The 15840-nt window shown below is 52.5% G+C and carries 15 protein-coding genes; all 15 read right to left on the bottom strand.

The genetic code is table 11. The features are described 5' to 3' along the window. Positions 1-2478 (bottom strand): fimbria/pilus outer membrane usher protein, encoded by a 2478-nt coding sequence (locus G0034_RS23115; protein WP_502706673.1) that lies wholly within the window; start codon positions 2476-2478, stop codon positions 1-3. A 41-nt stretch (positions 2479-2519) separates the two neighbouring features. Then, on the bottom strand, positions 2520-3200 hold the full coding sequence (locus G0034_RS23110) for a fimbria/pilus periplasmic chaperone (protein ID WP_014881888.1): 681 nt from the start codon (positions 3198-3200) through the stop codon (positions 2520-2522). 101 nt (positions 3201-3301) lie between these two features. Then, positions 3302-3823 carry a fimbrial protein gene (locus tag G0034_RS23105; RefSeq protein WP_179121295.1) on the bottom strand — a complete coding sequence of 174 codons (522 nt, stop codon included), beginning with the start codon at positions 3821-3823 and terminating at the stop codon, positions 3302-3304. Between the two features lie 322 nt (positions 3824-4145). After that, on the bottom strand, positions 4146-5975 hold the full coding sequence (gene glmS, locus G0034_RS23100) for a glutamine--fructose-6-phosphate transaminase (isomerizing) (RefSeq protein ID WP_014881886.1): 1830 nt from the start codon (positions 5973-5975) through the stop codon (positions 4146-4148). 224 nt (positions 5976-6199) lie between these two features. Continuing rightward, positions 6200-7570 carry a bifunctional UDP-N-acetylglucosamine diphosphorylase/glucosamine-1-phosphate N-acetyltransferase GlmU gene (gene glmU / locus G0034_RS23095; RefSeq protein ID WP_179121294.1) on the bottom strand — a complete coding sequence of 457 codons (1371 nt, stop codon included), beginning with the start codon at positions 7568-7570 and terminating at the stop codon, positions 6200-6202. Between the two features lie 138 nt (positions 7571-7708). After that, positions 7709-8128, bottom strand: a complete 420-nt coding sequence (locus G0034_RS23090) for a F0F1 ATP synthase subunit epsilon (protein ID WP_006177560.1) — start codon at positions 8126-8128, stop codon at positions 7709-7711. Between the two features lie 20 nt (positions 8129-8148). Then, entirely contained in the window at positions 8149-9531 is a 1383-nt protein-coding gene (gene atpD, locus G0034_RS23085; RefSeq protein ID WP_003862362.1) for a F0F1 ATP synthase subunit beta, read from the bottom strand. 31 nt (positions 9532-9562) lie between these two features. Further along, entirely contained in the window at positions 9563-10426 is an 864-nt protein-coding gene (gene atpG, locus G0034_RS23080) for a F0F1 ATP synthase subunit gamma (protein ID WP_014881884.1), read from the bottom strand. 51 nt (positions 10427-10477) lie between these two features. Beyond that, the gene (gene atpA, locus G0034_RS23075; protein WP_003862367.1) at positions 10478-12019 is read right to left on the bottom strand and encodes a F0F1 ATP synthase subunit alpha; all 1542 of its coding nucleotides are present in this window, start codon (positions 12017-12019) and stop codon (positions 10478-10480) included. A 12-nt stretch (positions 12020-12031) separates the two neighbouring features. After that, positions 12032-12565 (bottom strand): F0F1 ATP synthase subunit delta, encoded by a 534-nt coding sequence (atpH, locus tag G0034_RS23070; RefSeq protein ID WP_008500192.1) that lies wholly within the window; start codon positions 12563-12565, stop codon positions 12032-12034. Positions 12566-12579: 14 nt separating this feature from the next. Further along, positions 12580-13050 carry a F0F1 ATP synthase subunit B gene (gene atpF, locus G0034_RS23065; protein WP_003862370.1) on the bottom strand — a complete coding sequence of 157 codons (471 nt, stop codon included), beginning with the start codon at positions 13048-13050 and terminating at the stop codon, positions 12580-12582. Between the two features lie 48 nt (positions 13051-13098). After that, positions 13099-13338 carry a F0F1 ATP synthase subunit C gene (gene atpE, locus G0034_RS23060; protein WP_000429386.1) on the bottom strand — a complete coding sequence of 80 codons (240 nt, stop codon included), beginning with the start codon at positions 13336-13338 and terminating at the stop codon, positions 13099-13101. Between the two features lie 49 nt (positions 13339-13387). After that, a complete protein-coding gene (gene atpB, locus G0034_RS23055) occupies positions 13388-14203 on the bottom strand; it encodes a F0F1 ATP synthase subunit A (RefSeq protein WP_014881883.1) in 816 nt (271 codons plus the stop codon). 8 nt (positions 14204-14211) lie between these two features. After that, the gene (gene atpI, locus G0034_RS23050) at positions 14212-14592 is read right to left on the bottom strand and encodes a F0F1 ATP synthase subunit I (RefSeq protein ID WP_014881882.1); all 381 of its coding nucleotides are present in this window, start codon (positions 14590-14592) and stop codon (positions 14212-14214) included. 616 nt (positions 14593-15208) lie between these two features. Next, positions 15209-15835: a 16S rRNA (guanine(527)-N(7))-methyltransferase RsmG gene (gene rsmG, locus G0034_RS23045; RefSeq protein ID WP_179121293.1), complete on the bottom strand. Its 627-nt coding sequence runs from the start codon at positions 15833-15835 to the stop codon at positions 15209-15211. Between the last annotated feature and the right edge of the window lie 5 nt (positions 15836-15840).

Genomic DNA, 15840 nt, shown 5'->3' with positions numbered 1-15840 from the left:
TTATCGACAAATGACAGGCAGTTGCACAAGCCCGGAATCAGGTTTCTGATGGATGTGATAATCAGCCAGACAGGCCTTGCCGCTGCTGAGCGTCAGCGAAAATTGCCCCGATTCGGGCATCCCGGCGAGATAGAGTTCACCTTTGTCACCGACAATTCCCGTTGCGCTTCCCACATCAAGCGCAGCGGTACCCACCGCACCAAACGGTGCAGGCTTGCCGTTCGCCAGTGAAACGCTAAACAGCACCCGATAGCCGATGTGCGTAACAAACTCGGCTTTCACCACCGCGCCACGCGTAGGCACCAGGTTTTGCACGCTGCGTTCCAGCTCAACGTTGCCTGAAACAAAATCCTTATTCTGAAGCGCAATACGGTTCTCATCGTAGGGTGAAAGCTGCGTCTTCACGGTGTAGCCGCGCCAGTCGGTGGCAACGCCGCTGGCGTTATCTACCGATAACCCTGCCGCACCAGGCGCTTTGATCAGCGCCACCGTTTCGCCCATCTCCTGTGAGAAGGTGATGCCTTCGTCGTGGATCAACACGCCGCCGCTGACGCCGTAGTTCAGGCTCTGGCTTTCGTCGCTCCAGGCATAATTCGTCTTTAGCGAGCCGTAGGACGCATCCCAGACCAGACCCGCATTTCCCGCCGAGGTGCCGCGGTTTTCATACACTGACTGCTGTATGTTCCAGCTCAGATTGTTATCGTCGAGCAGATTGCCGTTCAACCCAATCTGGTGGGAAGGTGTGCCATGGTTACTGTGGGCGTAGTTGTAGTTGACGTAGCTGTTGGGTAACCAGGCCGAAAGCGGCAGAGACAGCGACAGCATAACGAGATGCTCGCTTTCATCTTCTTGTTGCCACTCTCCCATGCTGTCAGACACCGTATCGGTATAGTTCCACGACAGGTTCCACACCACCTGCTTCCAGCTGTTGCTGTAGCCTATCTGTATCAGGCGCTGCACATCGTCTGTACGCCAGAATTGCTCCCGGCTCAGTGTAAGATAGACATTACCGTACCCCTCGGAAAACGGTTGAGTCCAGGTGCCTTCTACCCGGCTGCGGCGGTTGCCCGTATGCCAGAAGTTCTCGCTATCGCCCGTGCGCGATGCCCATTCGCCCAGGGTGTAAAACCCTTCCGTTGAATAGCGATAACCTACAATACGCAGGCTGGTATTGCTGACGTCGAACGTTTTTGAGTACAGAAAACGCCAGGATTGCCCCTGCTCGTCATCGTCCGTAAAGTGCGATTGGGCATGGGTGATATCCATCGAAATAGCGCCGATATTGCCGAGATCTTTACCAATGCCGGCGGCAAACGCGCGGTAATCGTCCGCCAGCTGCGTGCCACCATACAGCGTCATTCCCCACGCCATTCCGTGCAATACCTGTGCCTGCATCACCTCTGGCATAAACCGATCGTTATCACGACGCTCACCAATGCTGATGTCCACATCCGTTTGCCCCTCCCGACGCAAAATTGCCAGAGATGCGTAAGGCTGAACAAAATGCTGCTCGCTGCCGTCTTCCTCTTTGATGGTGACGTCCAGATCTCCGCCGCTTGAGGTGGTGTTGAGATCGGTCAACGCAAACGGCCCCTGCGGCACGGCCGACTGATAAATCATGTAGCCGTTCTGGCGGATGGTGACCACGGCGTTGGTTTTCGCCACGCCGCGCACCACCGGCGCAAAACCGTTCTGGCTATCGGGGAGCATGTCGCTGTCGGTGTACAGACGCACGCCGCGCACCTGTGAACTGTCGAAGAGATCGCTCGCGGTCCACGTATCACCCGCCATGGCCTGGCTGCGCAGGCTGGCAATATCATGCTGTAAGTACGTGCTCAGCGAACGAACGTTACCGCGGCTGTTGACCGCATTTAAGGCGCTATAGTTACGCAGACGCCATCCGCCAATGTTCAGCCCGCTGCGTAAATTCAGGTAGTAGAGATCGTCACTGTCATAGTCTGACTTCAGCGTCTGGGTCGTGGAGAAATCGTAGTTCAGCATCAAAGCGTCAATACCCTGATCCCAGCGCGAGGGCGAAATGGCGTCACGCGCCGTGGCGTCCAGATAGACCTGAGGGATCGACACCTTCAGCGCAAGCTTTTCGCTGTCCAGCGTCCATTTCGCGCCAGGCAGCACCGGCACCGGTTCACAACCTTCAGCATTCACCGTATCCAGCGCTTTAATCGCGTTCACTTTCAGGCCAAACATCGCCAGCGTGTTTTTTACATCCACAAAACAAGGCGCCAACGCACTCTCCGGATCGTGGCGGAAAAAACGCACCGCCCTGCGCGCAATGAATCGATCGTTCACATAGATATCAACCTGATATTCTCCTTCAGGCAGGTTATCCGGGCGATTGAACTGGCTGATATCGACCTCAATGGGCCGATCAAGCTCCAGCAGACGCACGTTAAAGAGTGGTCGTGTGGCACTGACGAGAAGCGGATAGCTTCCTCCCAGCCACAGCAGGGATAAAATCAAAGAGTGAAAGCGTTTCAATACAAGCAACCCCGCCGCGGTTAAAGAGGTTGCTGAATAGCGTCGCTAATCGCGCCGTAATCATTAATACTGTGCCAGGTGAGCATTTTGCTCACGCCAGCAGGCAGCGCCAGCCGACGTGTCTCAAACGGCATTATCATCGCCAGGTCGAGCGGCTTGCCATCAATAACCACGTCGATCACATTGACGTGAATGGCCGTCGGGTTGGTAACCACCAGCATGCTGCCCTGCCGTTGCCATTTCACTTTCAGAGCGGCTGTTTCAGGCGTTTCCTTAACACCCGCCGGACGCCAGAAGAGTTTAATGCGCGTTTTGATGGCAATTTCCAGCTTGCTGCTTTCTTCGGTTGTCGACGGGGGAATATTTTTAATATTCAGCCAAAACACGGACTCCTTGTCAGACGGTAATTCGCCCTGCGTTTTAATGATACGCAGGACACGCTCCTGGCCGGGCTCCAGCCGGGAGACGGGAGGAATAACCGTAAAGGGCGGCTGGTGCTTATCCGCATTGTTAAAAGGCTCAACCCATGCCTGAAGAAGGTAAGGCAGTGCCGTATCTTTATTTAAGACAGAGAGGGTGGTATCTGCTTTATTTCCAGGGAAGATAACGCGGGTGCCACCAATAACAATCCCGGCACTTGACGTCCCGGTAGCGAATGAGAAAAGAAGAGCAACAAATAAAATTATAAAACGCCTGCGCATATTATATCCTGTAACAGGCCTGGATAATTTCCGATAAAAGGGCGCAACAAACCCAACCTCACCAGGCCTGATTATTTTTTTACAGAAAGAGATTGAAGGAATTAATTACTGTATGTAATCGTAAATTCCGAATCCGCATTGGCAGTGCCCGCCGTTACGGTTGCAGACGTGGCGATATAGCGAGCCATAAATGGCAACGACGCCTTGCCGGATGAAATAGTGGCAGGCGTAGACTGATTGTAAAGCTTAAGCAGACTGTTATCGGCGCGGTTATAAATTGCAATCGCAACGCCACTCGCCCCGCCAGAAGACAGCTTCAGGTACCCGTCACCGTCTTCGGTGCCGTCAAAACGGGCGCTGGCTTTTTTGTAGGTATCCGGGCAGTTCAGCAGATCGATCTGGAATGCCTGAACCGACGCCATTGACCCCACGCCGGTAAACGTTGATTTATTCACTTTGCCTAAATCAACGGTCTGGTCTTTAGTACCGGTAGACACCTCACAGATACTATCGATAATTTCGCCCGTGAAATGGACAGTACCATTGCCATTGGCCGCATGTGTCTGCGCACCGAAAAATAAAGAGGAAAGCACAACAATGCTCTTTAACGTATTTCCTTTCATTACAACACCATCCTGAATTATACATTGCAAAATACTATTTCCCTGATAAATACTTCAGGGCATACAAGCGAAGAGCATTAAACTCTTTAAAATAAAAAATAACAAGAAGAAATATTATTCTCGCCAGCTGAATATGGAATAGTTCAGGATGAAATGAGGTCTTAATATAATATTATATTTAAAAAAACAGGATTAATTCTACCAGGATTTATATATCCCTATTATTCCAGAATTATATTTTCAGAGTAAATTTATATTTACCGATCAAAAAATAGCCCCACAATCATAGATTTATGGGGCTATTTCACTTCAATATATAAAATTATTCAACCGTGACCGATTTCGCCAGGTTACGCGGCTGGTCAACGTCAGTGCCTTTGATCAGCGCCACGTGATAAGCCAACAGCTGCAGCGGAACAGTGTAGAAGATCGGTGCAATCACCTCTTCGACATGCGGCATTTCGATGATGTGCATATTGTCGCTGCTGGCAAAACCGGCATCTTTATCAGCGAAGACGTACAGGACACCGCCGCGGGCGCGCACTTCTTCGATGTTGGATTTCAGTTTTTCCAGCAGTTCGTTGTTTGGTGCCACAACGATGACCGGCATATCCGCATCAATCAGCGCCAGAGGGCCGTGTTTCAGCTCGCCTGCCGCATAAGCTTCAGCGTGAATGTAGGAGATCTCTTTCAGCTTCAGCGCGCCTTCCAGCGCGATCGGATACTGATCGCCACGGCCCAGGAACAGGGCGTGATGTTTGTCAGAGAAATCTTCCGCCAGCGCTTCAATGCGTTTGTCCTGAGACAGCATCTGCTCAATACGGCTCGGCAGCGCCTGCAGCCCGTGAACGATGTCGTGCTCAACGGAAGCATCTTCACCTTTCAGGCGCGCCAGCTTCGCCACCAGCATCAGCAGAACCGTCAACTGAGTGGTAAACGCTTTAGTAGAGGCGACGCCAATTTCGGTGCCCGCTTTGGTCATCAGCGCCAGATCGGACTCGCGCACCAGTGAAGAACCTGGAACGTTACAGATGGCCAGAGAGCCCAGGTAACCCAGCTCTTTAGAAAGACGCAGCGCTGCCAGGGTATCTGCCGTTTCACCGGACTGAGACAAGGTGATCATCAGGCTGTTGCGACGCACAGCGGATTTGCGATAGCGGAATTCAGACGCGATTTCCACGTCGCACGGCACACCCGCCAGGGATTCAAACCAGTAGCGAGAGACCATACCGGAGTTGTAGGAGGTGCCACAGGCGACGATCTGAATATGCTCAACCTTGCCGAGCAGTTCATTGGCATTGGCACCCAGTTCGCTCAGATCCACCTCGCCGTGGCTAATGCGCCCGGTCAGGGTGTTTTTGATCGCGTTTGGCTGCTCGTAAATCTCTTTCTGCATGTAATGACGGTAGGCGCCTTTGTCGCCCGCATCGTACTGCAGATTCGATTCGATCTCCTGACGCTTAACCTGCTCGCCTTTGGTATCGAAAACGGTCACGCTGCGGCGAGTCACTTCCGCGATATCTCCCTCTTCCAGGAAGATAAAGCGGCGGGTCACCGGCAGAAGTGCCAGCTGATCGGAGGCGATGAAGTTTTCCCCCATCCCCAGACCGATAACCATTGGGCTACCGGAACGCGCGGCCAGCAGCGTGGACGGGTCGCGGGAATCCATGATTACCGTACCGTACGCACCGCGCAGCTGAGGAATAGCGCGCAGTACCGCTTCACGGAGCGTGCCGCCCTGCGCCAGCTCCCAGTGCACCAGGTGAGCAATCACTTCGGTGTCGGTTTCTGAGACAAAGGTATAACCGCGCGCTTTCAGTTCTTCGCGCAGGGGTTCGTGGTTTTCGATAATGCCGTTATGGACGACCACGATGTGTTCAGACACATGCGGGTGGGCGTTACCTTCGGATGGTTCACCGTGCGTCGCCCAGCGGGTGTGCGCAATACCCGTCCCGCCGTGCAGCGGATGTTCTTCCGCAGCCTGGGCCAGCATCTGCACTTTACCCAGACGGCGCAGACGGGTCATATGACCTTCTGCATCTACGACAGCCAGACCGGCAGAGTCGTAACCACGGTATTCCAGACGACGTAAACCTTCGAGAAGGATTTCAGCAATATCACGCTGCGCAACTGCGCCAACAATTCCACACATATTTTAGATTCCGAATTTAGGCATGATGCCTGCGTTGTCGCTGACCTGTATTTGCCCTTTCCGGGCACCCCGAGCCTTGTAGAGAGTGGGGTTATAGTTATGGGTACTGCTTGTGGGGGGAGATATATATTTATCTCCTCACCCGGGTGTGCCTGATGACGGCTACGCCTTATCAGGCCAACTCAATCGTAGGGCGGGTAAGCGTAGCGCCACCCGCCTTGTTGTTACTTCTTCTTCACCGGGCGTTTCCAGCCCTGCTTGTGCACCTGCGGCACGCGGCTTAACACTAACTCGTTATCCGCCACGTCACGCGTCACGGTCGTCCCGGCGGCAATGGTCACGCCGTTACCTACGGTGACAGGCGCCACCAGCTGCGTGTCAGAACCCACAAACACGTCGTCGCCGATAATGGTTTTGAACTTGTTGGCACCGTCATAGTTACAGGTAATGGTTCCTGCACCAATATTCACGTTGTCGCCAATTTCTGCGTCACCCAGATAGGTCAGATGACCGGCTTTCGAGCCTTTCCCCAGACGCGCTTTTTTCATTTCCACGAAGTTGCCTACGTGAGCGCCTTCCAGCAGCTCAGCACCTGGACGCAGACGCGCAAACGGACCGATAGTACACGCCGCGTCCAGATGAGCATCTTCAACCACGCTGTACGGGCTAATTTCGCAGTCGTCACCGATGACGCTGTTTTTGATCACACAGCCGGCGCCAATTTTGACGCGGTTGCCAAGCTGAACGTTGCCTTCAAGGATAACGTTAGTATCAATCTCAACATCTCGCCCGTGCGACAAGGTCCCCCGCAGATCGAAACGCGCTGGATCGCGCAGCATTACGCCGGCCAGCAGCAGCTTTTCGGCCTGCTCAGACTGATAAATGCGCTCGAGACGAGAAAGCTGCAGACGGTTATTCACGCCGTCCGTTTCACTGATGCGCGCCGGATGAACGGCGGCAATTTCACGCCCTTCGTGGTACGCCATCGCAATGATATCGGTGATGTAGTACTCACCCTGCGCGTTGTTGTTATTGAGCTTCGACAGCCAGCGCTTCATATCTGCACCATTGGCAATCAGGATACCGGTGTTGATCTCATGAATCTGACGCTGTTCATCGCTGGCGTCTTTGTGTTCAACGATACCCGTTACGTGGCCGTTCTCACGTGTGATACGGCCATAGCCCGTTGGGTCGTCCAGCACGACGGTTAATAAACCGATGCCGCCCTGCGGTTTGGTTGCACGCAGGCGAGTCAGCGTCTCGACGGAGATCAGCGGGACGTCTCCGTAGAGCATCAGGATGTCTTCGTCATCGGCAAAGAAAGGGGCGGCCTGCTGCATTGCATGGCCAGTACCCAGTTGTTCAGCCTGGAGCACCCAGTTGAGCGCGTCATCGCTCAGCGCCTTTTTAAGCAGATCGCCACCGTGTCCATAAACCAGATGGACCTGGCGGGCCCCCAGTTCATTCGCTGCATCAATGACATGCTGCACCATTGGCTTTCCTGCCAGACGGTGAAGCACTTTAGGCAGATCGGAATACATGCGGGTACCTTTGCCAGCGGCAAGGATCACCACGCTCATCGCACTGTTTGACATACGCATCCTGACGGTAATTTAAGTGAGAAGTAAAAACGTTTGATGCTTAAAATTCTACATCTTTTTCATCATGAATTAAGGCACAAAAAAAAAGCCAGCCTGGTATACAGACTGGCTTTTGAGCTTTTCAAGCCGGTGTTACATCGCTTTTTTGGTCAACTCGATAACGCGCAGTTTCGCGATCGCTTTGGCCAGCTCCGCAGACGCCTGAGCGTAATCCACGTCACCATGAGAGCTGCTAATGTGCTCTTCAGCCTTACGCTTCGATTCCAGGGCTCGTGCTTCGTCGAGATCCTGGCCACGAATAGCGGTATCGGCCAGAACGGTCACACTGCCTGGCTGCACTTCAAGAATGCCGCCGGACAGATAGATAAACTCTTCATGACCGAACTGTTTAACGATGCGGATCATACCAGGCTTAATGGCGGTGAGCAGCGGTGCGTGACCCGGGAAAATACCCAGTTCACCTTCACTACCCGTTACCTGGATTTTCTCGACCAGACCAGAGAACATTTGTTGCTCTGCGCTGACGACATCCAGGTGGTAAGTCATTGCCATATCACCCTCCGATTAAGGCGTTAAAGTTTTTTGGCTTTTTCCACTGCTTCTTCGATGGAACCAACCATGTAGAACGCCTGCTCTGGCAGGTGATCGTATTCGCCTTCCATGATGCCTTTAAAGCCACGGATGGTGTCTTTCAGGGAAACGTATTTACCCGGAGAACCGGTGAATACTTCCGCAACGAAGAACGGCTGGGACAGGAAGCGCTGGATCTTACGCGCACGTGCTACCACCAGTTTGTCTTCTTCAGACAGCTCATCCATACCCAGGATGGCGATGATGTCTTTCAGTTCCTGGTAACGCTGCAGCAGGGACTGTACGCCACGCGCGGTGTCGTAGTGTTCCTGACCCACAACCAGTGGATCCAGCTGACGGCTGGTGGAGTCCAGCGGGTCAACGGCCGGGTAGATACCCAGAGACGCGATCTGACGGCTCAGTACCACGGTTGCATCTAAGTGCGCAAAGGTGGTGGCTGGTGATGGGTCAGTCAAGTCATCCGCAGGTACGTATACCGCCTGAACGGAGGTGATAGAACCGGTTTTGGTAGAGGTGATACGTTCCTGAAGAACACCCATCTCTTCCGCCAGCGTAGGCTGATAACCTACCGCTGAAGGCATACGACCCAGCAGTGCAGATACTTCAGTACCGGCCAGGGTGTAACGATAGATGTTATCAACGAACAGCAGAACGTCACGGCCTTCGTCACGGAACTTCTCAGCCATCGTCAGACCAGTCAGCGCAACGCGCAGACGGTTTCCTGGTGGCTCGTTCATCTGGCCGTAAACCAGGGATACTTTGTCCAGAACGTTAGAGTCGGTCATTTCGTGGTAGAAGTCGTTACCCTCACGAGTACGTTCACCTACGCCCGCAAACACAGAGTAACCGGAGTGCTCGATCGCGATGTTACGGATCAGCTCCATCATGTTTACGGTTTTACCTACACCCGCACCACCGAACAGACCAACTTTACCGCCCTTCGCAAACGGACACATCAGGTCGATAACTTTGATGCCGGTTTCCAGCAGTTCCTGAGAGCTTGACAGCTCTTCGTAGGAAGGTGCCGCGCGGTGGATAGCCCAACGCTCTTCTTCACCGATGTCGCCTTTCATGTCGATTGGCTGACCCAATACGTTCATGATACGACCCAGTGTTGCTTTACCTACAGGCACTTCGATCGGGTGCTCAAGGTCTTTCACTTCCAGACCACGACGCAGACCGTCGGAAGAACCCATCGCGATGGTACGCACGATACCGCCGCCGAGCTGCTGCTGAACTTCCAGCACCAGGCTCTCGTTACCATTCTGTACCTCAAGCGCGTCGTACACGCGTGGTACGGCGTCCTGAGGGAACTCGACGTCCACCACGGCGCCGATTACCTGGACAATCTTTCCAGTAGCCATCTTGAATCCTCTACGTAATTCGTAAACCTGGTTAAACCGCGGCGGCCCCCGAGACAATCTCGGTGAGTTCCTGAGTAATGCTGGCCTGACGAGCTTTGTTGTAAACCAACTGCAGCTCTTTAATCAGGCTGCCGCCATTATCGGTCGCGGCTTTCATCGCCACCATTCGTGCGGCCTGCTCGCTGGCCAGGTTTTCTACAACGCCCTGATAAACCTGAGATTCAACGTAACGACGCAGCAGGGTATCCAGCAGCGGTTTCGGATCGGGTTCATACAGGTAATCCCAGGCTTTCTGCTTCAACTCGTCATCTTCTGATGCCGGTAAAGGCAGCATCTGAGTGATCGTAGGCACCTGAGACATGGTGTTAATAAATTTGTTGCTGACAACGTACAGTCTGTCCAGACGGCCTTCATCATAGGCCTGCAACATCACTTTAACCGGGCCGATCAGTTCGGACAGGGACGGGTTATCACCCATACCGGTCACCTGAGCGACAATGTTGCCACCAACGGAGTTAAAGAAAGAGACGCCTTTAGAGCCAATCAGTGCCAGATCGCACTGAACGCCTTTATCGGACCAGCCTTTCATATCCGCCAGCAGTTTTTTGAACAGGTTAATGTTCAAGCCGCCACACAGACCACGGTCAGTCGACACCACCAGGTAGCCCACGCGCTTAACGTCGCGTTCTTCCAGGTAAGGGTGCTTGTATTCCAGATTACCGTTTGCAAGGTGACCAATCACTTTGCGCATGGTCTCTGCATAAGGACGGCTGGCCGCCATGCGATCCTGCGATTTACGCATTTTGGAAGCGGCGACCATCTCCATCGCTTTAGTGATCTTTTGCGTGTTCTGGACGCTTGCGATCTTACTACGTATCTCTTTTGCGCCGGCCATGAGCTTCTCCTCAATGCCAGGCGGCTTGTCCTGAGACAAGCCGCCGGACGATTACCAGGATTGGGTTGCTTTGAAGGAATCGAGGATAGCTTTCAGCTTGCCTTCGATTTCGTCGTTATAGCCACCGGTCTGGTTGATCTCTTGCATCAGCGGAGCGTGATCACGGTCGACGTAAGCCAGCAGAGCGGCTTCGAAGCTACCGATTTTCGCCAGTTCCACATCTTCGAGGTAACCGCGTTCAGCCGCGAACAGTACCAGGCCCTGCTGAGCAACAGACATTGGTGCGTACTGTTTCTGCTTCAGCAGCTCGGTCACTTTCTGACCGTGGCTCAGCTGTTTACGGGTTGCTTCGTCCAGATCGGATGCGAACTGAGAGAACGCAGCCAGTTCACGATACTGTGCCAGCGCGGTACGGATACCACCGGACAGTTTCTTGATGATCTTGGTCTGAGCAGCACCACCAACACGGGATACGGAGATACCCGGGTTAACCGCCGGACGAATACCGGAGTTAAACAGGTTGGTTTCCAGGAAGATCTGACCATCGGTAATGGAGATTACGTTGGTCGGAACGAACGCAGAAACGTCACCCGCCTGGGTTTCAATGATCGGCAGTGCGGTCAGAGAGCCCGTTTTACCCTTCACTTCACCTTTGGTGAAGTTCTCGACGTATTCCGCGTTAACGCGGGAAGCACGCTCCAGCAGACGAGAGTGGAGGTAGAATACGTCGCCCGGGAATGCTTCACGTCCTGGTGGACGACGGAGCAGCAGGGAAACCTGACGATAAGCAACAGCCTGTTTAGACAGGTCATCGTATACGATCAGTGCATCTTCACCGCGGTCACGGAAGTATTCGCCCATTGCGCAACCCGCGTATGGCGCCAGGTATTGCAGTGCAGCAGATTCAGAAGCGGTAGCCACAACCACGATGGTGTTAGACAGCGCGCCGTGCTCTTCCAGTTTACGAACCACGTTAGAAATGGTGGACGCTTTCTGGCCGATAGCCACGTACACACATTTGATGCCGGAGTCACGCTGGTTGATGATGGCGTCGATTGCCATCGCGGTTTTACCGGTCTGACGGTCACCGATGATCAGTTCACGCTGACCACGACCGATTGGGATCATGGCGTCAACAGACTTATAGCCTGTCTGAACAGGCTGATCGACGGACTGACGATCGATAACGCCTGGTGCGATAACTTCGATTGGAGAGAAGCCATCGTGCTCAACCGGACCTTTACCGTCGATTGGCGCACCCAGGGTGTTAACAACGCGGCCCAGCAGGCCACGGCCAACCGGCACTTCCAGAATACGGCCAGTACACTTAACCTTCATGCCTTCGGCGAGGTCAGCGTATGGACCCATCACAACCGCACCTACGGAGTCGCGCTCCAGGTTCAGTGCGATAGCGTAACGGTTACCCGGCAGGGAAATCATCTCACCCTGCATACAATCGGCCAGGCCGTGGATGCGGATAACACCGTCACTTACAGAAACAATAGTACCTTCATTGTGAGCTTCGCTCACAACATTGAACTGAGCAATGCGCTGCTTGATCAGTTCGCTGATTTCGGTGGAATTCAGTTGCATGCTCCAGTCCCCTTAAGACTGCAAGACGTCTGCAAGGCGTTCAAGACGGCCGCGTACGCTGCCATCAATGACCATATCACCCGAGCGGATGATTACGCCTGCCATTACAGACTTATCGATTTTGCAATTCAGCTTAACTTTGCGTGACAGACGTTTTTCCATCGCGGCGGTGATTTTCGCAAGCTGTTCATCACTCAGTTCAGTCGCTGAAGTCACTTCGACTTCAGCTGTTGCTTCACTAAGGGCACGTAAGTGCTCAAACTGCTCGAGAACATCCGGGAGCACACGGAGACGACCATTTTCTGCCATCACCTTAATCAGGTTCTGGCCGTTGGCATCCAGTTGCTCTCCGCACACGGCGATAAACGACGCGGCGAGAGTTTCAGGCGCTAACGCACCGGAAAGCAACTCGGCCATTTGTTCGTTTTTCGTCACCTCAGCGGCAAACGCCAGCATATTCTGCCAGCGATCGACATTTTGGTGTTCGATAGCAAAGTCAAAAGCTGCTTTGGCGTAGGGGCGAGCTACCGTAACAAATTCAGACATCAGCCCCTCCCTCCTTACAGTTCAGCGACAAGTTTGTCCACGATGTCGCTGTTAGCAGCTTCATCCACGGAACGTTCGATGATCTTCTCGGCGCCAGCAACAGCCAGAATCGCAACCTGCTTACGCAGTTCTTCACGAGCACGTTTACGCTCAGCTTCAATTTCAGCCTGAGCCTGTGTCACGATCTTAGTACGTTCCTGTTCTGCTTCAGCTTTGGCTTCGTCCAGGATCTGCGAACGGCGTTTGTTAGCCTGTTCGATGATGACCTGAGCTTCCGCTTTCGCTTTTTTCAGCTGGTCTGTCGCGTTGGCCTGTGCAAGGTCCAAATCTTTCTTAGCGCGTTCTGCAGAAGCCAGACCGTCAGCAATTTCTTTCTGACGTTTTTCGATGGCAGCCATTAAAGGCGGCCATACATACTTCATGCAGAACCAGACAAAGAGAATAAACGCGATGGCCTGGCCGAGGATTGTTGCGTTCATGTTCACAGCACAATACCTCTTAAATTTCTGTGGCTTGGGGTTTTAAAACAACTACTACGCGACAGCAAACATCACGTACAGACCCAGACCTACAGCGATCATTGGGATAGCATCCACCAGACCCATAACGATAAAGAACTGAGTACGCAGCAGAGGAATCAGATCAGGTTGACGCGCTGCGCCTTCCAGGAATTTGCCCCCGAGGATGCCGATACCGATCGCAGCACCGATAGCCGCCAGACCCATCATCACAGCGGCAGCCATGTACAGCAGATCCATATTCAGGTTTTCCATGACAGTCTCCAGTTTGTTTCAATTAAAACGTAGTAGTGTTGGTAAAAAATCAGTGCTCTTCAGACGCCATCGACAGATAGACGATCGTCAGAACCATGAAGATAAAGGCTTGCAGCGTAATGATCAGGATGTGGAAAATGGCCCATGGCACATTCAGAATCCACTGTGACCACCACGGCAGAAGACCCGCGATCAGAATGAAAATCAGCTCACCCGCATACATGTTGCCGAACAGTCGCAGACCCAGTGAAACAGGTTTGGACAGCAGGCTAACGCCTTCCAGGATCAGGTTGACCGGAATAAACGCCCAGTGGTTGAACGGCTGCAAGGTAAGCTCTTTCACAAAGCCGCTTACGCCTTTCATTTTGATGCTGTAGAAAAGAATCAGGATAAACACGCCCAGCGCCATCGACAGAGTGATGTTCACGTCCGCAGACGGTACAACACGCAGCGCAGGCAGGCCGAAGATGTGCTCGCCGATGAACGGCAGCAGGTCAATTGGCAGCAGGTCCATCAGGTTCATCAGGAAGACCCAAACGAACACGGTCAAGGCCAGCGGAGCAATCAGCTTGCTCTTACCATGGTACATGTCTTTCACGCTGCCATGGACGAAGCCGATGATCATTTCAACGAATGTCTGGAATTTCCCTGGAACACCGCTGGTCGCCTTTTTAGCAACGCTGCGGAACATGGCCAGGAACAGAAGACCCAATACCACCGAGAAGAACATGGAGTCGATGTTGATCGTCCAGAAGGTGGCCGGGGGGTTATGCGGATCCACCAGCGAGAATGTACGCAGGTCCAGCTGAAGGTTATTCAGATGGTGACCTATGTAATCCTGCGGCGTCATATTTTCTGAAGCCATGATGCCTTTTACCCTTTGTTATTGATTACAGCTGGAGCCAGAACTTGTACCACCAGCACCAAAACCCACGTTGCTATCAGCGGCATGAAGACCACTTTCAAAACCGCCAGCGCCATCACCAGTAAAGCAAAGGTCAGCAACACCTTAAACACTTCGCCAAGAGCGAAGGACCAGGCCACGCGGCCTTTGGCGGGTGTATGCGCCTGATGACGCCAGGCAAAAATCATAAACAACACGTTTGGCAGCACAACTGCCAAACCCCCGCACACGGCGGAGATGCCCCAGAAGGGGTCTTTGAGGCTAAACAACAGTCCACTTGCTATCACAGCCAGAAACTGAATGAACAGAAGCTTACGAGCAACGTTTCTACTCAAGAGCGACACAGACATCACGTTTTTACTCCTGCTCCCTTCGAGGTATGCCGCGTGTCGTATAAAACGTCCTTTAAGGCTCAGAGTCAAGCATCAAAAAGCGGACAAATTATACGGTGCGTACCCGTGATTTCAAACATTAAGTAGCGAAAAGGTGAATAAATGTTTAAATATTTTTCCCCACCGCTATTTTTCAACTTTCGCTGAAAGCATCGACCTTCGAGCAAAACTGCAAACAGCGCGAAAACGTTGACTACAAAGCGTGCACGAGATCACAAAACACACATTTGCGATAAGGTTGTATTTATCAAAGCCGTAAATCGCACAGGAGTATCTTTCTGAAATCAAAGATAAAATATCGCAACTATTTTCAAAACAGCCCCGTACACAATAAAAACCTTTTATTGACATTCTTAATAAATAATTAACATCGCACTCTGATTACAGTCTTCCACTTTTAGCAGACTGATATTTTCATAGTTGACTATCTTCACGGTGAATAATAGGCGCAACGTTAACCATAAGAAAAACCATGGTAAAAAAGAGGTTAAATGCTAACGGGTAAATCCATGTGAGTTGTGCTGTTTTTTAACATCACCAGAACAGCACAAATTCCACATTTTTTATTAATTTTTTAAAAATTGTTTGGCTTAATTATCACCAGATGACGTTCACCGTCGAGCTGAGGAATGTTTAATTTCTCGATGGATTCAACGGCAAAACCGTCCGGAAGCTGTTCAATTTCATCACCCGGCAGTTGCCCTTTCAGCGCATAGAAACGCCCTTTCTCTTCTGCGGGCAAATGTTTACACCAGCTCACCATGTCATTGAGTGAAGCAAAGGCGCGGCTGATAACACCGTCAAACGGCGGTTCTCCCGGAAACGCCTCTACCCTGCTTTGAACGGGCGTGATGTTCTCAAGCTTCAGCTCATGCTGAACCTGTCGTAAAAAGCGCACGCGCTTACCGAGGCTGTCCAGCAGCGTGAAATGACTTTCCGGCCGGACAATCGACAGCGGAACCCCTGGCAGACCGGGCCCCGTGCCAACGTCGATAAAACGCTCACCCTTCAGATACGGTGCCACAACGATGCTATCGAGAATATGGCGTACCAGCATCTCGTTGGGGTCGCGTACCGACGTCAGGTTGTACGCTTTGTTCCATTTGTTCAGCATATCGACATAGGCCACCAGCTGGTTTTTCTGGTGATCGGTGAGCGAAATACCTGCCTGATCCAGCAGACGAGAGAGTTTGTTGAGCACGGTGA

It is taken from the genome of Enterobacter sp. T2 (genome assembly GCF_010692925.1).
Taxonomy (GTDB): domain Bacteria; phylum Pseudomonadota; class Gammaproteobacteria; order Enterobacterales; family Enterobacteriaceae; genus Enterobacter; species Enterobacter kobei.
Note: the sequence above shows the minus strand (reverse complement) of the source record. Positions and strands in the feature narration are given on the sequence as shown.